The following is a 21,827-nucleotide window of genomic DNA, read 5'->3' on the forward strand; positions in this document are numbered from 1 at the left end:
CCTTGTACGACTTCTCCAGGCCCTGCACCTGGATCACAGGCCCTTGAGCCTTATTGGCTGTCATTCAGATATCCGTTCTCTGTTCGTCACGGCTTGTCGCCCGCGACGCGATTGATGGCGTTGGTCAACCGTTTCCGCCACTGACCAGCCGGGTAGTCGCGAAGAAACGCCTCGGCGAACCCCACAGGGTCTTGCCGACGACTTCGCGGATCGGAGTTCCGTTCGCCGCGTTCTGCCGGTAGCGCCTTTTCTGCTCGTTCGACCCTGTGTCCATGTCTAACTGCCTCCTTTGCGGAATCGGTATCCGGATTGCTCAGGCCGGGTCGCCCGGGGAATCTCACCCGGCCTTGAGACCGCGATCGCCGAACCGTTCATGCGTCCACCATCGCCGACCGTTCTGATACCGGGCCGTCGCCGTCCTGACGCCGCCGCTGACACGCCACCGCATGGTCGACGGTGAGCGCGAGGGCTGGTCAGAGCTGGTTTTCCGGGCGTCGCTGACAGCACCGGCGTGGCGCTGATACGACCGCGTCCAAATATCGCGAAGTGGCGCGCGAAGAAAAACGCCGAATCCCGCAACGTCTCTTAACGCCGGGGTTCACAAAGGGGGGAGGTGTCAGTCCAGGTCGAAGTGGCGGGGTCCGATGTCCTTGACCACCTGGACGTAGGCGCGGGCCATCGGGGTCTCGCGGCCGGTGCGCCAGACCAGGCCCCACCGGGCGTGCGGCGCATCGTGAATCGGCACGAAGCTGATGCCGGGGCGGCGCGGGTAGTAGCGGAGCGCCTCAGCGGAGACCAGGCACACGATTCGGTCGGCGGCGACCATCGCCATGATCTCCTCCCAGTTGCCGACCGTGGGACCGCGTGGGATGAGACGCCCGCCGGGCGTGTGGGACGGCGTGTGGATCCGCGCCCAATAGTCGGGAATCGAACCGAGCCCCGGCAGCACACAGTCGCCGAGCTCCTCCATCGACACCGAAACGCGCTGCGCGAGCGGATGAGTGGCCGCGGTCATCAGGATCTTCGGCTCGATGATCACGACCGGGCCGAGCGTCAGGTCCGGCTCACTGGCCATCATCTCCCGCAGGCCCTCGTCATCCGCGGGGTACCAGCAGGTCTGCAGGTCGACCTCGCCGGCCCGCAACGGCGCCAGCGGTTCGACGAAGCCCACCTCGCGAAACGTCAGCCCGCATTCGGCATGACGCGCCCTGAACACGGTGGTCACCGGAGCGAGGTCGTGGGCCTGCGGACCTATGACACCGACCGTGAGGCCGGCCACCGCGCCACGGACCTGCGCCTTGGCGCTCTCGATGCCGTCCTCGATCAGCTGGTACCCGGCCTTGAGGTCGCGGCGCAGCCGCTCGCCGAGCGGGGTCAACCGGACGTTACGGGTGTCACGCACGAACAGGTCGCCGCCGATCGCGCGTTCCTGCTTCTTGATCGCCTGGCTGACCCGGGCCGCCGACACGTGCAGCCGCTCAGCCGTACGGCTGAAGTGCAGCTCCTCGGCCAAGACCAGAAAGATCTCGATATCCCGAAGCTCCACGTAACCGCCTTTGACCCTTAACTCACGTGTTAAGGACTATAAACCACCTTAAGTCCGGTATTGGGACGGCGTCAGGGTGCTTGGCATCGCCGTGGCCGGCGGTGCCAAGGCCCTGGAAACCATCGAGCGGGTCGATCTCACCGCGGGCTCCCCCCATCCGGCACGGCGGCCGGCTCGGCGTCGGACGCCACGGCGGTCGCCGGGCGCGTCACGTCCAGGCGCGGCAGTACCTCGGCGCCGAACGCGTCCAGGAACTCCCCCTGGCGCCGGCCCACGTGGTGCAGGTAGATCTGGTCGAAGCCCAGCTCGGCATACCCGTGCAGCCACTCGGCGTGCCGAGCGAGGTCCGAGCTGATGTTGACGACCTCGGCGACCCGCTCAAGCGGCACGTGCTCGGCGGCGGCGTCGAAGTGCTCGACCATCTCCAGGTCCCAGCACACCGGCGGCCCGAACACGTTCGTGCGCCACTGCTCGTGCGCGATCCGCGCCGCGTCGGCCTCGTCCGGGGCCCAGCTCAGGTGCACCTGAAGGCACGCCGGGCCGCGCCCGCCGGCGTCGCGGTAGGCGGACACCATCTTGCGCAGCGTCTCCGGCGCGGCGTTCACGGTGATCAGACCGTCCGCCCAGGAGGCGCACCAGCGGGCCGTCGCCTCGCTGACGGCCGCCCCCAGCAGCGGCGGCACCGGGTCGGGCAGCGTCCACAGCCTGGCCCGGTCCACCGTGACGAGCCCGTCGTGGCTGACCTCCTGGCCGTCCAGCAGCCGCCGGATCACCTCCACGCACTCGCCCAGCCGAGCGTTGCGCACCTCCTTCCGCGGCCAGCGCTCCCCGATGACATGCTCGTTGGATGCCTCCCCGCTGCCCAGCGCCGCCCAGAACCGCCCGGGGAACATCGCCCCCAACGTCCCGATCGCCTGCGCGACGATCGCCGGGTGGTACCGCTGCCCCGGCGCGTTGACCACTCCGAACGGCAGGCCGGTGGCCTGGAGGGCGGCGCCCAGCCAGGCCCAGGCGAACCCGGACTGCCCCTGGCGCTCACTCCAGGGCGCGAAGTGGTCCGAGCACATCGCGGCGGTGAACCCGACCCGCTCGGCATGCACCACCGCGTCCAGGAGGTCACCGGGGGGCACCTGTTCGTGGGAGGCGTGTAACCCATAGACGGTCATGCCCGACCGGGCTACCCGACAAAGCGCCCGGCTCACATGAGATCGATCAGGAGTCCCGGCCCACCTGGAAGAACAACCGAAAAGCCATGGTCCGCAACAGGACCCGGTACGCCGCCCGCACCCCCACCGCGCCGGCAAACCCACCAAAGCCGGGGTTCGACACCAGGAACGAGACCGCGCTGACTGGGAGAGCCCCGCACCGCGGACCCCCCCGAAGCCGTACGCCCACACGCCCTCCGCCACAATTGTGCGAGCCTTCTCCCGCTGTATGAATGGCGGGGCAGAAAGGACCAAAAAGCCCCGGAGTGGAATGCTCCGGGGCTTCACAGTTTAAGGATGTGGTCAGGGGCGGGGTCGAACCGCCGACCTTCCGCTTTTCAGGCGGACGCTCGTACCAACTGAGCTACCTGACCTCGGTGGTGGGTCGACACCTACCAGAGCGGTCCTGACGGGACTTGAACCCGCGACCTCCACCTTGACAGGGTGGCGAGCACTCCAAACTGCTCTACAGGACCTTGCTTCTTGCTTCTTGCCTTCGTTCGTTCGGCTTGCTTAGCTTACCAGTTCTTCGGTGGTCGTTGACCTCCGTCTCGCTGGTGAGCTTTCGCTCGCCGGTGCCCCCAACGGGATTCGAACCCGTGCCGCCGCCTTGAAAGGGCGGTGTCCTAGGCCGCTAGACGATGGGGGCTCAGGACCGGAGTCCTGGTCCGTGACGCCTTCTGTCGGGGTGACCGCTTGAAGCATAGGGGACGTTTGCCCCTGATGCCAAAGCGATTAGCCCGCATCCGGTGTCTCGGTGGGTTCGGTTGCCCCCGTTGGCGACGGGGTGGCCGAAGGCTCCGGAGAAATTGTACGTCCCGGTTGCGGCTCCACGTGACGTTGGATCTGTACCGACTGCTGCCCGAGTCCGCCGAGGGTGATGTCGTCCCACGCTTCGAGACGGCGTGTCTCCTTGTCGAAGTACAGGACGGAGGCGGTGACCGGGGTGGGTTCGGCGTGTTCGAGGGCGCGCAGGCCGGCGCCGCCGGTGGAGCCCTGGACGAAGATCCGGGTGCCGCTGGGCAGGATTTCGGTGGAGCGGGCGTGCGCGTGCCCGGCGAGGACGATGGGCGTGGTGCCGGAGAAGCCTCGGCCGTAGGTGGGGTCGTGCACGGCGACGAGGTCGATGCCGGCGGAGTCGGAGTCGTCGGCGGGGGCGGGCGGCGGGAGCTTCACGGCGTGGCGGCGGCCGAAGGCGAGCAGGCTCGCCGGGTCGGAGTCGACCGCGACCGACTTATCCGGGGTGAAGCGCGGGTCGCCGAGGCCGTAGATGCGCAGCCCGCCCACGGTGGCGGTCCTGTCGTCCAGCACCACGGCGTTCTTCTGCCCGGCGACGGCCCGCGCGGTGCCGCGCGAGTCGTGGTTGCCGCGGATGAACACGTACGGCACGCCGAGCTTGCCGATCTCCTCCACGAAGCCGTCCTCCGGGCCGGTGCCGTGGTCGGTGAGGTCGCCGGTGTCGACGATCAGGTTGACCTTGAACTGCGTGCTGATCGAGCGGATGAGGTTCCAGGCGATGGGGTTGATGTGGATGTCGGAGACGTGCAGGACCCGGATGGAGTTCGGGTCGGCGTCGTAGACGGGGAGCTCGGAGACGGTGTCGTAGAGCTGTGAGACGTTGCTGACGAGCTTGGCGAGCTGGACCCGGTAGGACTCGAACCGGGTGACGATCGACTCGGCGCTGCCGACGAGTGAGGGCGCGCCGGTGAGCAGGCCGGTGTAGCGCGGTTCGACGAGCGACTCGGGGCGGAAGGTGGCCGCGGTGACGACGCCGGTGCCGGTCATGGCGACGGCGGCGGTGAGCATGGCGAGCAGGGCCGTCTTGACCCTGCGGAAGACGACGAGCCCGGCGATCAGGGCGCCGGCGAGGGCGTAGAGCACGGAGCGGACGATCAGGTGGCCGATCCCGTCGCGCAGGTTCTCCTCGATGAGGCCGGGCAGCCGGTCGGCCAGCTTCGGGTCCTCGATCATGCTCCGGGCCTGGTCCTGGTTGATGTTCTCCAGGGTCACCCTGAGCCGGAACGGGGAGTCGTGGCTGTTGAAGAGCAGCGTGCCGAGGGGGTGCACGTCGACGACGGTCTGCCCGCCCCAGTCCGGCCGTACGGACATGCCGACCTCGACCGGGCCGACGGGCGAGCGCACTCCTCCGCTGACCGCGATCCCGAGCCAGGCGCCGAAACCGGCCACCGCCACCACGGCGAAGATCTTCAGCGTATGGCGGAGTCCCGGCCGCTTCGCGACGCCTCGTGCTCTGTCCAGCCATCTGTTCGGAAATCGCGTGAAATCCATGCGCCTTCCTGCTTACCCGATTTCTTAGCCGTCCGCAGACTCACCGCCCGCCCCGGAGAGGGCAGAATGGCGAGCGTGATCGAGGTGTCGCGGGAGATGTTCGAGGAGCTCGTGGCCGAGGCGTTGGACACGGTGCCACCCGAGCTGACGCGGCTGATGGACAACGTCGTCGTGGTGGTCGTCGACGACCCACCGGAGCCCGATCTGCTGGGCCTCTACACCGGGATCCCCCTCACCGAGCGCGGAGACTGGTACGCAGGAGTCTTGCCCGACCGCATTGAGATCTACCGCAATCCGATCTGTGAAATTTGCGAAACCGAGGAGGACGTGGTGGAGGAGGTGCGGATCACCGTCGTGCACGAGATCGCCCACCACTTCGGCATCGACGACGACCGGTTGCACCAACTCGGCTGGTGAGACCTCGCCCGGCAGAGCTCGCATAATCCTGCGAATCCCATCACCGTTTGTAAGACTCTCGTTGCGGTGGGTTGCATACACGTTCGCCAGCGGGCACCTTAGGTAACGTAACGTACACCCTCTGTCATGGTGTTCCCCTGCGACCTTCGCGGAGTCCAATGACGGTCACGAGGCCCGTCCGGCTGGGCGGGAGGCACCGCCGCCTGCCCGGGCAGACGGCGAGCTACGGCGAGGTCATCGCCAACCGGGAGTTTCGCGCGCTCTGGCTCGGCCAGGGGCTGTCGATGCTCGGCGACCAGCTCGCCCAGGTGGCGCTGGCCGTTCTCGTCTTCAACCGGACGGGGTCGGCGCTCGCCACCGCGGCCGTCTATTCGATGACCTACCTGCCGTCGATCGTCGGCGGGCCGCTGCTGTCCGGGCTGGCCGACCGGTTCGCCCGGCGCAAGCTCATGATCACCTGCGACCTCGTCAGGGGGCTGCTCGTCGCGCTGATGGCCATCCCCGGCATGCCGTTCGGGGTGCTGTGCGTGATGGTGTTCTGCGTGGTGCTCATCAGCACGCCGTTCTCGGCGGCGCGGGCCGCGCTGCTGCCCGAGATCCTGCGCGGCGAGCAGTACATCGTGGGCTCCGCCCTGCAGAACATGACCAACCAGGCCATGCAGGTCATCGGTTTCGCGATCGGCGGCGCGCTGATCGCCGGGCTCGGCCCGTACCGGGCGCTGGCGCTCGACGCGGCCACCTTCATGGCGTCGGCGCTGATCCTGGTGTCGGGGGTGCGGCGGCGCCCCGCCCCCGAGCGTCCCGAGGGCGAGGAGGGGCGGATATCGGTGTTCCGGATGACCGCCGCCGGGGCCCGGCTCGTCTTCGGCGACCGGCGGCTGCGCACCCTGGTGATGTTCGCCTGGCTGTGCGGCTTCTACGTGCTTCCCGAGGGCATCGCCGCGCCCTACGCGGCGACGCTGACGGACGGGTCGCTGAGCGTCCCGGTGGTCACCGGCCTCTTGCTGGCGGCGATGCCCACCGGCACCGTGATCGGCGCGATCGTGGTCAGCAAGTTCTTCACCCCGGCCGCGCGTCTTCGGTCGGTGGGGTGGATGGCGATGCTGAGTTGCGCGCCGCTGATCCTGTGTGGCCTGCATCCGCCGCTTCCGGTGGTGCTGGCGCTGTGGGTCGTGTCCGGTCTGGGGGGCGCCTACCAGCTCGCGGCGAATGCCGCGTTCGTCCAGTCGGTGCCGGCCAACCGGCGGGGTCAGGCGTTCGGCCTGGCCTCGGCCGGGCTGCTCGCCTCACAGGGGATCGGCATCCTGCTCGGCGGCGTGCTCACCCAGGAGCTCGGTCCGGAGCCCGTCATAGCCCTGGCGGGTGCCGCCGGGCTGGCGGTGGCGGGTGTGCTGACCCTGCTCTGGACCGAGTCCCATGCCGATGTCACCGCGAAGGTGCCCGCCGAGGCGACCACCTGACTAGCTCTGCGGGCGCTGCTCGCCGGTGGGCGCCTGCGCGGCGTCCCTGGGCTCCTGGAAGGGCGCCGCGGGCTCGTGGGGGCGGTTCCAGTCCTGCGGCCACGACTTGTTCGCCTGCTGCTTGCTGATGAGGTCCTGGACGATCGAGGTGTCCTTGCCCTCGTCCGGCAGCAGCAGCCAGCCGGCCGCGTAGACCGCGACGCCCAGCCCGCCGAAGAAGCACGAGATGCCGAGCGCGATACGGATGATGTTGGGATCGACGCCGAAGTACTCGCCGAGGCCCGAGCACACGCCGCCGGCGATCCGGCCACGGTGCGTACGGCGTAGCTTCCTGACTTCCGGGTACTCGTTCATGTCATTCAGACTGCCCGCCGAAAGGGGCCGCGCACATCGGGATTCCCCCTGGGGGGACCCTGGCCCGGCGCCGGACTACCCTTAGAGGCGTCCGCCCGGCGAGAGGAAACCGTCATGGACGATCTGCTGCGCATAGACGACGAGTTCTCCCAGGACCAGCGTCTCGTCCGGGACACCACGAGGGCCTTCGTGACCGACCGGGTCCTGCCGAAGATCGGCGACTGGTTCGAGGACGCCGTCTTCCCCGCCCGCGAGCTGGCGCCCGCGCTGGGCGAGCTGGGCCTGCTCGGCATGCACCTGTCCGGGTACGGCTGCGCCGGGCTCGACGCCACCTCCTACGGCATCGCCTGCCGTGAGCTGGAGGCCGGCGACTCCGGCCTGCGCTCTTTCGTGTCGGTGCAGGGGTCGCTGGCGATGTTCCCGATCTGGAAGTACGGCTCCGCCGAGCAGAAGGACGAGTGGCTGCCCCGGATGTCCTCCGGTGAGGCGATCGGCTGCTTCGGCCTGACCGAGCCGGACCACGGCTCCGACCCGTCCGGGATGCGCACGCACGCCAAGAAGGACCCGTCGGGCGACTGGATCCTCAACGGCTCGAAGATGTGGATCACCAACGGTTCGATCGCGGACGTCGCGGTGGTGTGGGCGCGGACGGACGAGGGTGTGCGCGGTTTCGTCGTGCCGGCGGACACGCCCGGCTTCTCCGCGCCGGAGATCCACCGCAAGATGTCGCTGCGCGCCTCGGTCACCGCCGCCCTCTACCTCGACGACGTGCGACTGCCCGCCGGCGCCGTGCTGCCCGGGGTGACCGGCCTGAAGGGCCCGCTGTCCTGCCTGTCGGAGGCCCGCTTCGGCATCCTGTGGGGGGTCGTCGGCGCGGCCCGCGCCTGCCTGGAGTCCGCCGTCGAGTACGCGCGGACCAGGGTGCAGTTCGACAAGCCGATCGGCGCCTTCCAGCTCACCCAGGAGAAGCTCGCCTGGATGTACGTGGGGGCCGCGCAGGCTCAGCTCACCGCCCTGCACCTGGGCCGCCTGAAGGACGCGGGGACGCTGACGCCGCAGCAGGTCAGCTTCGGCAAGCTCGCCAACGTCCGGGCCGCCCTGGACATCGCCCGCCAGGCCCGCTCGATCCTCGGCGGCAACGGCATCACCCTGGAATATCCGGTGATCCGGCACATGAACAACCTGGAGTCCGTCCTGACGTACGAGGGCACCCAGGAAGTGCACCTGCTGACCCTCGGCAAGGCTCTGACCGGCCTGGATGCCTTCCGCTGAGGACCCGCCGCCCGACTTGCTCCACCTGTCCGCTTCGCCCGGATTTGTCATGCCTTGTTGCGGTAAAACCGCTTTCTATAGGTTAATTGGCATTTATAAGCATAAAGGCGTGATCATGCGCTAAATGGGCGTGAACCGCGTTTCATCAATCTTGCTGCATGGGTAGTCCTGACACCGTATGCCCGCTCTGGTGAAGTTCGCCAGAAAAGTTCAGATCTATTGAATCTTGGGGCAGCTCGGGGAACCGCCGGAAAGGACGATCTCATATGACCGAACATACGCAGCAGAGGATTCCGCAGCCGCAGCGCGACGGCAAGGGCGGCATCGACACCGGCCCCCGGAACGTCGAGCTGGACCTGCAGAACCCGGACATGCTGACCCCGCCGGAGACCGACCACGGCACCGTGCCCAACATGAAGTTCTCCTTCGCCATGGCGCACACCCGGATCGAGGAGGGCGGCTGGACCCGTGAGGTCACCCAGCGCGAGCTGCCGATCGCCACGACGCTGGCCGGCGTGGACATGAAGCTCAACCCGGGCGCCTATCGCGAGCTGCACTGGCACAAGGAGGCCGAGTGGGGTTACGTGCTGGAGGGGAGCTGCCGGATCGGCGCCGTCGACCAGGAGGGGCGCAACTTCCTGGAGGACGTGGTCAAGGGCGACCTGTGGTTCTTCCCCAAGGGCGTGCCGCACTTCATCCAGGCGCTGGAGGAGGGGGTGGAGTTCCTGCTCGTGTTCGACGACGGCGGGTTCTCCGAGAACTCCACCTTCATGGTGAGCGACTTCTTCGCGCACACCCCCAAGAGCGTGCTGGCGAAGAACTTCGGCTGGACGCCGGAGCAGGTGGCGAACATGCCGGAGAAGGAGAAGTACATCTTCCAGGGCGACGTGCCGCCCCGGCTGGACGCCGACCGGGTCGTCAGCCCCACCGGCGACGTGCCGCGGACGTTCAAGCACCGGATGCTCGCCCAGGAGCCCGAGCGCTTCCCCGGCGGCTCCGTCCGGATCGTGGACTCCACCACCTTCAAGGCCGCCACCACGATCTCCGCGGCGCTGGTCGAGGTCGAGCCGGGCGGGCTACGCGAGCTGCACTGGCACCCCACCGACGACGAGTGGCAGTACTACATCTCCGGCTTCGGGCGGATGGGGGTCTTCGCCAGCTCGGGCCTGGCCCGCACGTTCGACTTCCGGGCGGGCGACGTCGGCTACGTGCCCTTCGCCTACGGGCACTACGTCGAGAATCTCGGCAACGAGCCGCTGATCTTCCTGGAGATGTTCCGCAACCCCCGGTTCGAGGACATCTCGGCCACCCAGTGGATGGCCAACCTCCCGCCGCGGGTCAGCGCCGACACCCTGAACCTGCCGCCGTCGCTGATCGACGCGCTGCCGAAGGACAAGCGGCCCGTCGTCCGCTGAACCCGCCTCAGGATGCCTGGTAGGGGACGGCGACCTCGTCCACATGGCCGTCCCAGGACAGCCGGAAGGTCCAGCAGCCGGGACGCGGGACGTCGACGACGGACGGCCCGGGACCGCCGCGCACCGTCCGGGTGACGGCGTCGCCGGTGCCCTGGAGCCGGGCCTCGATCGTCAGGTCCGTGTTCCGGGGGCCTTCCGGCCGGGCCACCCAGAGGATCTTGTTCGACCTGCCCTGTGCGGTCGCCGGCGCGTGCAGGGGGTTGCCGAACACCACGCCCACGATGTCGCCGCGGGCGCCCACGACGTGGTCGGTCGGGACGTCGGCGGGAGTGAAACCGCTCCGCGCCCACGTCGGCAGCGCGCCCCGCTGCACGGCTCCGTCGCACGACGCCGGGGCGGCCTGCGCGGGCCGCGGAGGCTGCGAGGGCTGCGGGGGCTGCGCGGACCGGGTGGCGGGCCCGCCGGTGCAGCCGGTGGCCGCGAGCACCCCGGCGAGCGCGAGCACTCCCGTGCGGGATCGGCCAGGAATCCGCATACCGCTTCCCTTCCAGAAGATTCTGACCAGTATGCATCGATCGAAGTCCATGAAACAGCGCGTCCCGGGACAGCCGGCCGAGCCGGATGTCCCGGGACGCGGCGCCTGGTCAGGCGTTGCGGGGCTCCCAGCGGAAGTGCTTGCGGGCGATGAGCACCCCGACGACGGTCCACGCCACGATCAGCAGCAGCCGCGGCGCCGACGCCACCCACGACCCGGCGAAGTCCACCGCCGGGTGCGGCGCGCCCTGGGTGAAGTCGAGCCCGAAGTACCCGATCCTGATGACGTCCACCACCGGGGAGAGCGGCAGCGCGGCGGCCACCCGCTGCACCATCTCCGGCATGGCGGCGAGCGGGAAACTCGCCTGGGAGGTCGCGGCCAGGATCAGCATCGCCGGCAGCACGGTGATCTGCGCGGACTCGCCGGTCTTGGTGAACCCGGACAGCGCCGCGGCCATCGGCACGAACATCACCGAGCCGAGCACCACCCCGAGGAACACCAGCGGGATGTTCCTCGGCAGGTGACCGCCGAGCGCCACGATGCCCAGCGTGATGATCACGGCGGACTGTAAGACGTAGATCAGGGTGCAGGCCAGGCCGCTGCCGCTGAAGATCGCGGCCTCGGACAGCACGCTGCCGCGCATCCGCTTCAACACGAGGTCCTCACGGCGGACCGTGAAGAGCGTGGTCAGGTGCATGAACGTGACGAAGAAGCCGATGAGCGCCAGCATCCCGGTCAGCGTGTACAGCCCGGTGGAGACGCCGGAGACGAAGCCGCCCCTGAGCAGCAGGGCGATGCAGCCCAGCAGCAGCGGGAAGGCGATCGTGGTGAAGAACGCCATGCGGTTGCGGGTGAGCATGGTCAGGTCGAGCCGCGCCAGGCGCAGCGTGTGGTTAAGCAGCATGAGCCACCTCCAGGAAGACGTCCTCCAGAGAGGCGCTGCGCACCTCCAGACGCTCGAGAACGAAACTGTTTTCCGACGCCCAGGAGATCAGCCGGGCGAGGGACTGCTGGGTGGAGGCGGGGTCCGCGCCGAGCCGGTACTCGGCGTGCGCCTCCGTCTTGCGGACCTCCACGGTGGGGGCGACGCCCTCCAGCCGCGGAAGCCGGTCCACCGGCAGGTGCTCGGGGACCTTGAACCTGATCCGGTTGCCGCGCTGGGCGACGACCTCGGAGATGGTTCCGGCGAGCTCGATCCGGCCGTTGTGCATGATGGCGAGCCGGTCGGCGAGACGCTCGGCCTCTTCGAGGTAGTGCGTGGTGAGCAGGACGGTCGTCCCGGCCGCCACCAGCTCCTGGATGAGGGTCCAGGTGTTGCGCCTGGCCTCGGGGTCCATGCCGGTGGTGGGCTCGTCGAGGAAGAGCACCTTCGGCTGGGCGAGTGTGGCCAGTGCCAGGTCCAGCCGCCGCTTCTGCCCGCCGGAAAGCTGCCGGACCTGCACCCCGGCCTTCTCCTCCAGCTCCACCCGGCCGAGAATCTCGCTGAGCGAGTAGGGCTTGCGCGGCGACACGTCCCGCCAGAAACGGACCGTCTCGGCCACGGTGAGGTCGGTGAAGAACCCGCCTTCCTGGAGCATCAGCCCGGTGTGCGGGCGGACCTGGGCACGCTTGGTGTAGGGGTCGAGTCCGAGCACGGAGACGCTGCCCGCGGTCGGCGCCCGGAAGCCTTCGAGGATTTCGATGGTCGTGGTCTTGCCCGCTCCGTTGGTGCCGAGGAGCGCGAACAGCTCGCCTTCCCGCACCTGGAAAGAGATGCCCTTGACAGCCTCGAAGTCGCCATAACTTTGCCGCAGATCGCGAACCTCGATCGCGGAAGTACTGATTTTCTCCACTGTTTCCCTGCGTTCTAGGACTTGCCGGCTGACCATGATCTATCACATCCCTTTACTCAGACTTGGCAGATTTATGTGCTGACGTGCTGTCGTACCGGTGAGATACGTGCCGCGTCGCCGACGACAATTCCGGCAAAAGCACCAGAAACGAGGTGTCGTCCGGCGGCGGAGACCACGTCCTCATAGCGCGTCCGGGCGAGGCGCTCGCTGTAGTCGAAGATCTCCCCAGGTGGCAGGCCGAGGTCGAGGCGACCGCTCAGGGCCGCCGCCAGGTCGTCCTGGCCGCCGACACCCGACAGCCACCTGCCGATCAGGTAATGCCGGGCGTCGCCGACCTCGCCGGCCCCGAACGGCGTACGCGTGACACCGTCGACGACGTTGAAGAACTCCTCGATCGCGTGGTCCGCCGCCTCCTTCCGCACATCGAAGCTCACGACGAGCAGGGAATGGTCACGGCCCGGTTCGATGACCGAGCGTGCCGAATAGGTGAGGCCGTGCCGGTCGCGGAGGGTCGTGGCCAGCCGTGCCGAGGAGTAACCCCCGAACACGGTGTTCGCGATCTCCAGCGCGGGGAACCCCGGGTGCCCGGGCGCCACCCACGGGGCGGCGAACCGGATCTGCGCGGCGCCCGCCCCCGGCCGGTCCACCACTTCCCAGCTCCCCGCCGCGGGGAACAGCGGCGTGCCGCCGGGCGGGTACGGCGCGGCCGGGCCGCCGTGCCAGCCGGCCAGCCGTACGCCCACCTCGTCGATGACCCGGCCGGGGTCGAGGTCGCCGACCAGCACCAGGCTCGCGTCCGCCGGGGTGAGACACCCGGCGTGGCAGGCCGCCACGTCGGCGGCGGTGACGGCGGCCACCGCGGGGGCCGCGGCGGTCTCCGCCGCCCCGTCCGCGTACCACCTGCGGCGGAGCGCGGCGCGGGCGACGGCGGCGGGGTGGGCGGTGAGCGCGGTGATCTGCTGGGCGATCAGGGAGCGGACGGCCCGCACGTCCGCCGGGCCGTACCCGCCGGTGTCCACGATCGCGGCGGCGAGCGTGCGCAGGGCCACGCCGAGGCCCGCCGCCGGGCCGTTGCCGGACAGGACGAGCCTGCGGGTGTCCGCCAGCGGGACCACCGTCCAGCCGACGTGCTCCAGCGCGGCGACGCCGGCGCAGCGGCTCTCCCTGAGCAGCATCGCGCCGAGCACGGCCGCCGCGGCCGTCTCCGCGTCGCCGCCCGCGGGCAGCGGCACGGTCAGCCGCAGCGAGACCAGCGGTACGGCGGGCGAGCGCACGGCGACCACGCGCAGCCCGTTGCCGAGCGTCACGTCCGCCAGATCCGCCGGCGCCGCGGCCCGCAGCCGCCCCAGCGGGGGCAGCCCCACCGGCTCACCGGCCCGCTCCTCCGCCGCGTCGGCCTCGGCCCGTCCGCCCACCTGCGGTTTCCCGCCCTCGGACGGCACGGGCGGGCGGCGGACGGGACGGACCTCGACGACGGCGCGGGCGCCGTTCTGCAGGTGGCGGGCGGCGGCGGCGAGGCGTTCGTGGGTGGTCCCGGCCAGCAGTCCCGGCAGGTCGTGGACGAGTTCGGCGGCGCCGAAGAGGGACTCCAACCGGCCCAGGGCGCGGGCCCGCTCGCCGGGGCGGGCATGGGCCCGGCTCCACGCGGCGGACGTCCTGGCGACCGCGCCGCTCAGCTCGTCGTGCGGGACGCCGGGCGAGCAGATCAGCGCCACCTCGGTGTCGATCACGGACACGATCCGGTCCGCGGCGACGGAGGCGTGGTGGAAGGCGCTGACGGTGAAGGTGTCCGGGTCACGGGCCCGGAGCGGGCCGCCGACCAGGCCGCACCCGGAGGAGACCGTCACCGAGCCGAGACCGTGCTGGGCCAGCGCGCGGGGAAGCCGGCTGGTCACGCCGTCGGTGAGCAGGGTGGAGAGCAGCATGTGCGCGAGGTAGTCGCCGAGCGCGACGCCGGGGTCGGGCAGCCGGTAGCCGAGCGCGAGTGCCGGTCCGGGCGCGTGCCCGTCCTCGTGCACCCGGTGGAACTCCCCCGTCCGCACCGGCTCCACGACCGCGTCGCGGGCGGCCCCGCCGGTGCCCGCGGGGATCCCTGCGAAGTGGCGTTCCACCAGGTCGGCCGTGTGGGCGGGCTCGATGTCGCCGCAGATCGCGAGGACGCAGTTGCCCGGGTGGTAGTAGGCGTGGAAGAACTCCTCGCAGTCCTCCGTGGTGGCCCGGTCGAGATCCTGGAAGTCCCCGTAGCCGTCGTGCGTGTTGGCGAAGTCCTGGTAGAGCGTCTCGGAGACGGCCGGCCAGGGGAAACGACCGTACGGCTTGCTCAGCACGTTGCGCCTGATCTCCTCCTTGACCACGGCGAGCTGCTTGGCGAGCGCGCGCCCGGTGACGCGCGGGGCCCTGAGGCGGTCGGCCTCCAGGTAGAGCGCGCGCTCCAGGGCCGAGGAGGGCACCGTCTGGTAGAAGTTGGTGACGTCGGGGCCGGTGGAGCCGTTCGAGGTGCCGCCGGCGGCCCTGATCAGCCGGCCGTGCTCGCCCGGCCCGACGTTCGGGCTCCCCTCGAACATGAGGTGCTCGAAGAGGTGCGCGAAGCCCGTCCTGCCCACGGGCTCGGACCGGAAGCCGACACCGTAGTGCAGACTGATCCCCACCGTGCGGGCACACGGATCCGGGCTCATGACGAGTCTCAGCCCGTTGGGCAGGATCGTCCGGCTGATTCTGTGCATGGTTCACCCCTTAATGCCGCCGTCCGGCAGGTTGGTGTCAGCGCCGTTGACCGTTCAGCCCGCCGGTCTCTAGCGTTGCGTCATCAGCCCCAAATGAATTGGCTCTGCCATTCCCGTTCTACGCTCACGAGGCGGAGACGGGATGACGCCGTTGACCATGGCTCGGGGTCGAATGATGAAGGAAAGACGAATGAGTCTGACGAATATGGCCAGGCCGGCTGGTGGGCCGCTCTCCGAACATGAGGGCGGCCCTCAGCCCTGCCTGGAAACGACTTTTGGCCCCCAGCCGGGTCATGAGGTCCGCGGTGATCCGCCGGACGGTGCGCAATGAGACGTTCATACTGCGGCCGACGGCCTCGTCCGTACAGCCTTGGGCGAGCAACTGCAGAACCTGCCACTCGCGCGGGGATATGGGCCTGCCCGCGGGCTGCTGCCCGTCCGCGCGCCCGGGGGGCGCCGCTCCGGCGGGCCGCGCTGAACGCGCCGCCTGGGCCTGTGCTCGGGAGAGCAGGATCGTCATGCCCGTTTCTGGACGAACCACTGTGAAGCCGCCGTCCTCCCAGGGACGGAGCAACGCCAGGTCGATGAGCAGGTTCAGGCATCGCCGCACGCTCTCGGGCTCGCCGTCGAGCCGTGCGACGATTTCTTCGAACTGTAGGCGCGGGTCTTCGTGTAACAGCGTGTAGACCTGCGCGGCGTCCACCTCGTGCGTCATTTCACGCACCTCCCCGTGACAACCAGCGGATCAGGGCGGTGCCGAGCGTCCGCACGCTCTCCTGGAGCTCGGCGGCCTCTACGTACTCGTCGGGTCGTTTGCTGCGGGCCACGTTCCCCGGCCCGTACAGGACCATGGGGATGCCGAGGTCCTGGAACACGCGGGCGTCGCTGGAGCATGGGTACTGGCACCAGCCGAGCGCGGGGTTGACCTCTCGGATCAGGTCGGCGAAGCCGCTGTGGCCCAGGCTGGTGGGCGCCACCGGGATGCCGTCCTGCTCGTAGCCGGGCAACGGGATGCCGGCCGTGTCGAAGGACCGCTGGAGACTGTCGTCGATGACCCCCAGCGCGGTGTCCTCGGGAAGCAGCGGCGGCAGCGCCATGGCGAACTCCACCAGCGCCCGGCCGGCGGAGGTGCCGGCGTCGTCGCCGCCGCGGATGACCCCCGGGAGCACGTACCTGATGCGCTGCCGGGTCGGGTAGAGCTGCTGGAGCCGGTCGTTGGCGGTGTCCAGCGCCAGCAGGGCGATGGCGGCGTGGGTGGCGGCGTTGTCCCCGTCACCGGCGAACGCCATCGGGCCCGGCACTCCCCTGCTCTGCAACCGGTACCGCCGGAACCCGTAGGCGGCGGTGCAGACGTGCCGGTCGGTGGGCTCGCCGAGGATCGCCAGGTCCACCCCGGGCAGGCCGCTCTGCTCGAAGAGCGCGAGGGTGCCCGCGCCGCCGAGGTGCCGGCCCACCACGACCTGGACGGTGATCCGGCCGGACAGCCGGTCCTGGCCGATGAGTTCCCGGACGGTGGCGATGAGCGTGGCGATCCCGCCCAGCATGTCGCTGGATCCCGCGCCGTAGACCCGGCCGGACCTGACCTCGCCGCTCCGCCAGAGGCCGGGCATCGACCAGCCGCCCTCGTCGGCGACGTCCTCGATGTCGATGTGCCCGTGCAGGACGACGTGCGGCCCGGCCTGGCCGAACGCGTGGGTCGCGGTGATCTGACAGGTCCCGTCGTAGGGCCGCAGATCGCAGTCGAAACCGAGCTTCCTCAACTGCCGCGCGACCGTGTCGAGCGCGTCGTCCACCGTCGGCCGGCGGAACACCGGATGGGTCTTGACCAGCTGTGACGTGAGATCGACCACAGAGATGCTCATCACTTCACCTCCTTTACAGAAGGAAGGTAACCCGCCTCCCGGCGGAAGGGGGAGGAACAAGTTGCCATCTGTCAGGCAGTGACCGGCACCAGGGTCGTGGTGTGGTCGTGCAGGATGCACCGGGACAGTCCCTCGGACAGCAGGGTGGCGGCCCGGAACCCCAGCTCGCTCGCGGCCCGCTCGACCGACGGGATCTGCACGGTGACGGGCAGCTTCGCCCGCCGGCCGCCGGCGCGGTGCGCGGGCGACTCGATCGCGCTGGCACTCCCCGCCAGGCCGACCGCCAGCCGGGCCGCGTCGCGGAGGCTGAACGTCTCGCAGGACGCGATGTTGTAGCAGGCGAACGGCGACTCCTCGGCGTTGGCCCGGCACAGCGCCGCGAGGATGCCCTCGGCCACGTCGTCGCTGTAGGTGAAGTTGCGCAGCTGCATGCCGCCGCCGGGCAGGGAGATCGGGTGGCCCGTCATGGCCGCCTTCAGCACCCTGCCCATGGTGGACTCGCCCGGCTGGCCGGGTCCGTAGAGGCCGAAGGGCCGCACCACGGTGCCGGTACGGCCGGGCAGCAGGCCGAACTGCGCGGTGAGCCGCTCGCCGATGATCTTCGCGCGGGCCAGCCGGGTCTGCGGCACCACCGGGTCGGTCTCGTCGAGGAGCCGCCCCGCCCCCTCGCCGTAGACCTCCGGCGTGGAGCAGAAGAGCAGGTGCCGGCAGCCCCGGCTGATCGCCGCCGAGGAGATCGCCGCGGTCCCGCTCACGTTGGCCGCGTACGGCGTCGCCGAACCGTGGCCGCGACGGGTGGCGCCCGACTCGCTGCCCAGGTGGACGACGGCGTGCGCACCGTCCAGCGCGGTGTTCAGCGCCTCGGTGTCGGTGGAACGCCCCGCCACGTACTCGACCTGAACGCCCTCCACCGGCTCCGGCGGGGTCGGGCCGAGCACGCGGACCAGCGTGCCCGGATGACATTCGCCGATCCGGCGCAGGATCGCGGCCCGCAGAAAGCCGGTCCCGACCAATGCCAAGGGGTATTCGAGTGCATTTTTCACGGACTTACTCCTGAGTTGGCTACGGAGTCGATCTGAAGATTAGGAAGGCTCGGGAGTAAAGGGCAGGAAAAAGCTGCCGAATGGCAGCGAGTGCCAGACGATCACTTTCTGCTCCTCTACGGACGCGTACCGGAGTGGCGGACACAATGGTTGAGCGATCACGCTTTGTGCTATAGATTCGATCTCTCTGTAGTCGATCAACCGGGGTTGATAGGATTGCCTCAGAGGAACGGGGATCACGAGGCTGCCACGGCTCGAGTCATTGAACTGTTATCGGGCCTTCTTCCACACGAACTCGTCTGTGCTTATGCCGCCGTGCTCGACCAGGGGGACTGTCGAGAGGCGGATGCGATCAAGCTCGTCGGCTCGGAGGTTTACCTCAAAGAGCTGATCAGCCGTGGCCTGGTGCACAAGGCGCTGCGCGCCGACAGCGTGACCATGGTCATCAGACCAACCGACCCGACGCTCGCGTTTCGCGACGTCATCCACGAGATGCAGAACCGGCTCGCCGAGTCGAGCAGCCGGCTCATCGAGGCTCACAAAAGGATCAATGACATCCAGCGGATCTTCTCGCGCCGCATGTTCGAGCATGATCCAGATGAGGCCGTGAGCCTGATGACGGATCGAGACGAGATTCAGTCACTCTCCCTCTCGTTGATCAACGCCGCCCAGTCCGACTTCCTGGAGATGCACACCTGGCGCTTCACCGTTCCGTTACGGAAGGAAGAGTCGGCGCCTCCCCCGGAGGCGGTGGTCGAGCGGAAGGTTCGGCGGCGTTCGGTCTACACGACCGAATACTTCGACAACGAGGTCGGCTACCACTTCATCCAGAACTCCGTCGCCAGCGGCACGGAGGTCCGGATCTACCGGAACCTGCCGATGAAGATGCAACTCATCGATGAGGACTCCGCGATGCTTCCGCTGACCCCCAGTGGTGCCGCGGGAGTCCTCCTGATCAGGGCGCCGGTGGTGGTCAAGGCGCTGAGGCACTACTTCGAAATGGTCTGGGCGCGGGCGGCCCCGGTGGGAACCTCCTCGGAGGTCGCGCCGGCTCCGGCGCCCGGGCTGGGAAACACGCCCACGGAACTTCAGTTGCAGCTGTTGAAAATGATGGCCCTGGGGCTGAAGGACGAGTCCATCGCCAACCGCACCGGGATGAGCCTTCGGACCGTCCGGCGGCATATCGCCACCATCATGGAGATGCTTTCCGTCGAGACCCGGTTCGCGGCCGGAGTGGCCGCGGCGAAACGGGGATGGACGGATTGACGGTCGTGCGTCAGACCGGCTGGTGCCACGGGTCGAGCTGCAGCGGCGAGTGCCACGGGTCCTGCGGGCTGTGCCACGGGTCCTGCGGCGTGTGCCACGGGTCCCTCGGTGTGAGCGGCGGCTCGATCTCGTCGGTGATGGTGACCGCGTGCGCGGGAGAGGTGGCGGCGATAATGCCCACCGGAAGAACGGTGGCGGCGGTGACCAGAGCGATGACGGCGCGGCGGACGTTCATTCTCTTCCCCCATCGGATTGGGCGGGCCTTCGTATTGCTTGATTGAGAAGATAGGCCGCCGCAAGAAAGGGGACGAGGGAGGAGATGACACGTGGCAACAAGTGAACCGGGGGTCGCCCCTTCCCCCGGTTCACCCGCCGTCAGCCGCCGGTCGGGTCAAGGCCGGTGTGCGTGGCGCAGAAGGCCAGGATGTCCGCGTCGAGCTCGACTCCGGCGCGCACGGCACGGGCTCCGTGGCCCACCTCGCTCTCCGCCTTGAACAGCACGGGAGCCGCCTGGCCATGAGCCGCGCGGTCCTGTGACGCCCACTGGAGGGCCGCGCACATCTTCCGGGCGTGAAAAGGGTCCACCCGGGTGTCCGCGTCCGCGACGGTGAACAGGGTCGCCGGATAATCCACGCCGGACCGGACCCGGTGATAGGGCGAATAGCCATAAAGCCATCCGAACTGTTCCGGGTCACTCGCGGTGCCGTACTCGGCGCTCCACACCGCGCCGAGGCCGGAACGTTCGTAGCGGACCATGTCGAGCAGCGGGGAGGAGCAGACGGCGGCGGCGAACAGGTCGGGGCGCTGGGTGACGGCCGCGCCGACGAGGAGGCCGCCGTTCGAGCCGCCGGTGACGGCCAGCTGGCCGGGGGACGTCCAGCCGTCCGCCACGAGCTTCTCCGCCGCCGCGTGGAAGTCGTCGAAGACGTTCTGCTTGTGGCCGCGCATGCCGGCCCGGTGCCACTCCTCACCCTCCTCGCCGCCGCCGCGGACCTGGGCCACGGCGTAGACGCCGCCCGCCTCCACCCAGGCCAGCGCCTGCGGGTTGAACGCGGGGACCATGGACACGCCGAAGCCGCCGTAACCGCTGAGCACGCACGGACGCGGCCCGGTCGCGCCGGGCCGCGCGAGCACCAGCATCCGGACCGTCGTCCCGTCCTGGGAACGGAACGCAACCGCCCGGCTCTCCACCCGCGGCGGCGCCGCGACCCCCGGCGGGCGCGCCCACACCGAGGTCCGCCGCGACCGGCCGTCGTAGCGCCGCACGCCGACCGGCGTGGTCGTGTCGGTGTAGAGGAACCACAGCTCGTGCCCGCCCTCCTGGCGTGTCGCGAGCCCGCCCACGGTGCCGAGGCCCGGGGTCGGCACCACGCCGGTCCGCGCGCCGGAACGCAGGTCGTGCCGGGTCAGCTCGGCGACCGCGTGCCGGGTACGGCTGAGCACCAGCTCCGGCCGGTCCAGCCCGTCCAGGATCGCGAAGTCCGCCAGCACCGCCCGTTCGTCCTGCGGGATCAGGTCCCGCCACGTCTCGTAGCGGAGGTCGGCCGGGTCCGCCACCGCGATCCGGCCGCGCGGCGCCTCCCGGTCCGTCATGATGTACGCCCGCCCGTCCCTGCCGACCCGCACGGCGGTGTGCGCGTCCACCCCCTCCTGGACGGGACGCAGCTCCGGCTCCTCCGGGGACGACGCGGAGAGGTCGGCGATCCACAGGTCGTTGGCGGTCGAGGCGCCCTTCGCCACGGACACGGTGAGCCACCGCCCCCCGCCGGTGACCTGCACCCGGTAGTGCGCGGCCTTGTCCCGCCCCGCCCCGAAGATCAGCACGTCCTCGTCCGCGCCGGTGCCTACCCTGTGCAGGTATACCCGGCGGTGATACCGCTCCTCACCTGCGGGAACCTTCTCAGGTGGCAGCCTGCGCACGTAGTAAAACGTTTCACCGTCGGGCAGCCAGGCGATCAGGGAAGATCGGCAGCGGTCGATCGGGCCGTCCACCACCTCCCCCGTCGCCACGTCGAGCACCCGCAGCAGCGACTCCTCGTGCCCGCCGGTCGAGAGCTGGTAGGCGAGGAGGTCGCCGGACACCGACGGCTGCCAGGCGTCGATCAGCGTCCTGCCGGACGGGTCGATCGCCAGCGGGTCGAGCAGCGTCCGCTCCGTGCCGTCCGGCTCCACCACATAGAGCACCATGTGCTCCTGCTCCGCCGTACGCCGCATGAAGAAGTACCGGTCGCCGTGCCACGAGGGCGGCCCCACGAACCCGATCCGCTGAAGCTCCGACAACCGGTCACGGAACCGCTCACGGCCCCGCAGATCCTTGGCGTGTTCGAGGAACAGGTCCGCCTGGGCGTCCTGCCACTCCTTGACGGCCGGATCGTCCGGATCCTCCAGCCATCGGTAGGGGTCCGCCACGTCGACGCCGTGGATCCGGTCCACGACGTCCCCACGCCGCGCCGCAGGGTACATGCGATTGTCTCCCAGCCTCTCGTCCAGCAGGCGGCCTGCCGTGTCCACGTAGGTGAGCAGCTGGTCGTCCCAGCCGACATAGGTGGCGTAGTCCCGCGCGTGGGCGAGGATCCGCAACACGGACAACGCGTCGAGCGTCCACCGA

Annotated in this window: 18 protein-coding genes and 3 tRNA genes; 5 read left to right on the forward strand and 16 right to left on the reverse strand. The window is 69.6% G+C overall.

What is annotated here, in order from left to right; all coding sequences use genetic code 11:
- Window positions 1-616 precede the first annotated feature (616 nt).
- The 6 genes from QSK26_RS24525 to QSK26_RS24550 all read right to left on the reverse strand — a co-directional run bounded on the left by QSK26_RS24525 (window position 617) and on the right by QSK26_RS24550 (window position 5,040).
- Entirely contained in the window at window positions 617-1,546 is a 930-nt protein-coding gene (locus tag QSK26_RS24525) for a LysR family transcriptional regulator (RefSeq protein WP_285777591.1), read from the reverse strand.
- Between the two features lie 137 nt (window positions 1,547-1,683).
- Window positions 1,684-2,712 carry a TIGR03885 family FMN-dependent LLM class oxidoreductase gene (locus tag QSK26_RS24530; RefSeq protein ID WP_285777592.1) on the reverse strand — a complete coding sequence of 343 codons (1,029 nt, stop codon included), beginning with the start codon at window positions 2,710-2,712 and terminating at the stop codon, window positions 1,684-1,686.
- Between the two features lie 339 nt (window positions 2,713-3,051).
- A tRNA-Phe gene (locus QSK26_RS24535) sits at window positions 3,052-3,125 on the reverse strand.
- Window positions 3,126-3,152: 27 nt separating this feature from the next.
- Window positions 3,153-3,227 (reverse strand) — tRNA-Asp (locus tag QSK26_RS24540).
- Between the two features lie 100 nt (window positions 3,228-3,327).
- Window positions 3,328-3,400 (reverse strand) — tRNA-Glu (locus QSK26_RS24545).
- 86 nt (window positions 3,401-3,486) lie between these two features.
- Window positions 3,487-5,040 carry a metallophosphoesterase family protein gene (locus QSK26_RS24550; protein ID WP_285777593.1) on the reverse strand — a complete coding sequence of 518 codons (1,554 nt, stop codon included), beginning with the start codon at window positions 5,038-5,040 and terminating at the stop codon, window positions 3,487-3,489.
- 66 nt (window positions 5,041-5,106) lie between these two features.
- Here QSK26_RS24550 and QSK26_RS24555 point away from each other — a divergent pair, with 66 nt between their 5' ends.
- Both QSK26_RS24555 and QSK26_RS24560 read left to right on the forward strand, forming a co-directional pair.
- A complete protein-coding gene (locus QSK26_RS24555) occupies window positions 5,107-5,457 on the forward strand; it encodes a metallopeptidase family protein (RefSeq protein WP_502888743.1) in 351 nt (116 codons plus the stop codon).
- A 158-nt stretch (window positions 5,458-5,615) separates the two neighbouring features.
- Entirely contained in the window at window positions 5,616-6,917 is a 1,302-nt protein-coding gene (locus QSK26_RS24560; RefSeq protein ID WP_285777595.1) for an MFS transporter, read from the forward strand.
- Here the strand turns inward: QSK26_RS24560 and QSK26_RS24565 are convergent, their stop codons facing one another.
- Complete coding sequence (locus tag QSK26_RS24565; RefSeq protein ID WP_285777596.1) at window positions 6,918-7,271, reverse strand: PspC domain-containing protein; 354 nt, start codon at window positions 7,269-7,271, stop codon at window positions 6,918-6,920. It lies immediately after the preceding gene.
- A gap of 114 nt (window positions 7,272-7,385) precedes the next feature.
- Here QSK26_RS24565 and QSK26_RS24570 point away from each other — a divergent pair, with 114 nt between their 5' ends.
- Together QSK26_RS24570 and QSK26_RS24575 are read left to right on the forward strand one after the other, a co-directional pair.
- A complete protein-coding gene (locus QSK26_RS24570) occupies window positions 7,386-8,543 on the forward strand; it encodes an acyl-CoA dehydrogenase family protein (RefSeq protein ID WP_285777597.1) in 1,158 nt (385 codons plus the stop codon).
- Between the two features lie 266 nt (window positions 8,544-8,809).
- On the forward strand, window positions 8,810-9,958 hold the full coding sequence (locus QSK26_RS24575; RefSeq protein WP_285777598.1) for an oxalate decarboxylase family bicupin: 1,149 nt from the start codon (window positions 8,810-8,812) through the stop codon (window positions 9,956-9,958).
- Window positions 9,959-9,965: 7 nt separating this feature from the next.
- On the opposite strand, the gene QSK26_RS24580 is transcribed toward QSK26_RS24575, so the two are convergent.
- From QSK26_RS24580 to QSK26_RS24610, 7 genes are all read right to left on the reverse strand, one after another.
- Complete coding sequence (locus QSK26_RS24580) at window positions 9,966-10,493, reverse strand: hypothetical protein (protein ID WP_285777599.1); 528 nt, start codon at window positions 10,491-10,493, stop codon at window positions 9,966-9,968.
- 109 nt (window positions 10,494-10,602) lie between these two features.
- A complete protein-coding gene (locus tag QSK26_RS24585; RefSeq protein ID WP_285777600.1) occupies window positions 10,603-11,397 on the reverse strand; it encodes an ABC transporter permease in 795 nt (264 codons plus the stop codon).
- Window positions 11,387-12,361, reverse strand: a complete 975-nt coding sequence (locus QSK26_RS24590) for an ABC transporter ATP-binding protein (protein ID WP_285777601.1) — start codon at window positions 12,359-12,361, stop codon at window positions 11,387-11,389. Before QSK26_RS24590 ends, QSK26_RS24585 begins: the two co-directional genes overlap by 11 nt.
- 35 nt (window positions 12,362-12,396) lie before the next feature.
- The gene (locus QSK26_RS24595) at window positions 12,397-15,048 is read right to left on the reverse strand and encodes a M16 family metallopeptidase (protein ID WP_285777602.1); all 2,652 of its coding nucleotides are present in this window, start codon (window positions 15,046-15,048) and stop codon (window positions 12,397-12,399) included.
- Window positions 15,049-15,172: 124 nt separating this feature from the next.
- Window positions 15,173-15,763, reverse strand: a complete 591-nt coding sequence (locus tag QSK26_RS24600; protein WP_285777603.1) for a helix-turn-helix transcriptional regulator — start codon at window positions 15,761-15,763, stop codon at window positions 15,173-15,175.
- Window position 15,764: 1 nt separating this feature from the next.
- Window positions 15,765-16,910 carry a M20/M25/M40 family metallo-hydrolase gene (locus tag QSK26_RS24605; protein WP_285777604.1) on the reverse strand — a complete coding sequence of 382 codons (1,146 nt, stop codon included), beginning with the start codon at window positions 16,908-16,910 and terminating at the stop codon, window positions 15,765-15,767.
- 71 nt (window positions 16,911-16,981) lie between these two features.
- A complete protein-coding gene (locus QSK26_RS24610) occupies window positions 16,982-17,953 on the reverse strand; it encodes an NAD-dependent epimerase/dehydratase family protein (RefSeq protein ID WP_285777605.1) in 972 nt (323 codons plus the stop codon).
- A 315-nt stretch (window positions 17,954-18,268) separates the two neighbouring features.
- Between QSK26_RS24610 and QSK26_RS24615 the strand changes: the two genes are divergently transcribed.
- A complete protein-coding gene (locus QSK26_RS24615) occupies window positions 18,269-19,219 on the forward strand; it encodes a helix-turn-helix transcriptional regulator (RefSeq protein ID WP_285777606.1) in 951 nt (316 codons plus the stop codon).
- A gap of 10 nt (window positions 19,220-19,229) precedes the next feature.
- Here QSK26_RS24615 and QSK26_RS24620 read toward each other — a convergent pair whose 3' ends face one another.
- Window positions 19,230-19,454 (reverse strand): hypothetical protein, encoded by a 225-nt coding sequence (locus tag QSK26_RS24620; RefSeq protein WP_285777607.1) that lies wholly within the window; start codon window positions 19,452-19,454, stop codon window positions 19,230-19,232.
- Window positions 19,455-19,594: 140 nt separating this feature from the next.
- Window positions 19,595-21,682, reverse strand: a complete 2,088-nt coding sequence (locus QSK26_RS24625) for a prolyl oligopeptidase family serine peptidase (protein WP_285777792.1) — start codon at window positions 21,680-21,682, stop codon at window positions 19,595-19,597.
- Window positions 21,683-21,827: the final 145 nt, after the last annotated feature.

Source organism: Microtetraspora sp. NBRC 13810, assembly GCF_030268685.1.
Taxonomy (GTDB): Bacteria; Actinomycetota; Actinomycetes; order Streptosporangiales; family Streptosporangiaceae; genus BSRQ01.

What these genes read in the sequence shown, in the direction of transcription:
- QSK26_RS24605 (WP_285777604.1), bottom strand. Translation starts at nt 16,910, where the DNA reads ATGAGCATCTCTGTGGTCGATCTCACGTCACAGCTGGTCAAGACCCAT.
- QSK26_RS24555 (WP_502888743.1), top strand. Translation starts at nt 5,107, where the DNA reads ATGGCGAGCGTGATCGAGGTGTCGCGGGAGATGTTCGAGGAGCTCGTG.
- QSK26_RS24590 (WP_285777601.1), bottom strand. Translation starts at nt 12,361, where the DNA reads ATGGTCAGCCGGCAAGTCCTAGAACGCAGGGAAACAGTGGAGAAAATC.
- QSK26_RS24565 (WP_285777596.1), bottom strand. Translation starts at nt 7,271, where the DNA reads ATGAACGAGTACCCGGAAGTCAGGAAGCTACGCCGTACGCACCGTGGC.
- QSK26_RS24625 (WP_285777792.1), bottom strand. Translation starts at nt 21,682, where the DNA reads ATGTACCCTGCGGCGCGGCGTGGGGACGTCGTGGACCGGATCCACGGC.
- QSK26_RS24580 (WP_285777599.1), bottom strand. Translation starts at nt 10,493, where the DNA reads ATGCGGATTCCTGGCCGATCCCGCACGGGAGTGCTCGCGCTCGCCGGG.
- QSK26_RS24600 (WP_285777603.1), bottom strand. Translation starts at nt 15,763, where the DNA reads ATGACGCACGAGGTGGACGCCGCGCAGGTCTACACGCTGTTACACGAA.
- QSK26_RS24585 (WP_285777600.1), bottom strand. Translation starts at nt 11,397, where the DNA reads ATGCTGCTTAACCACACGCTGCGCCTGGCGCGGCTCGACCTGACCATG.
- QSK26_RS24550 (WP_285777593.1), bottom strand. Translation starts at nt 5,040, where the DNA reads ATGGATTTCACGCGATTTCCGAACAGATGGCTGGACAGAGCACGAGGC.
- QSK26_RS24620 (WP_285777607.1), bottom strand. Translation starts at nt 19,454, where the DNA reads ATGAACGTCCGCCGCGCCGTCATCGCTCTGGTCACCGCCGCCACCGTT.
- QSK26_RS24560 (WP_285777595.1), top strand. Translation starts at nt 5,616, where the DNA reads ATGACGGTCACGAGGCCCGTCCGGCTGGGCGGGAGGCACCGCCGCCTG.
- QSK26_RS24530 (WP_285777592.1), bottom strand. Translation starts at nt 2,712, where the DNA reads ATGACCGTCTATGGGTTACACGCCTCCCACGAACAGGTGCCCCCCGGT.
- QSK26_RS24595 (WP_285777602.1), bottom strand. Translation starts at nt 15,048, where the DNA reads ATGCACAGAATCAGCCGGACGATCCTGCCCAACGGGCTGAGACTCGTC.
- QSK26_RS24570 (WP_285777597.1), top strand. Translation starts at nt 7,386, where the DNA reads ATGGACGATCTGCTGCGCATAGACGACGAGTTCTCCCAGGACCAGCGT.
- QSK26_RS24575 (WP_285777598.1), top strand. Translation starts at nt 8,810, where the DNA reads ATGACCGAACATACGCAGCAGAGGATTCCGCAGCCGCAGCGCGACGGC.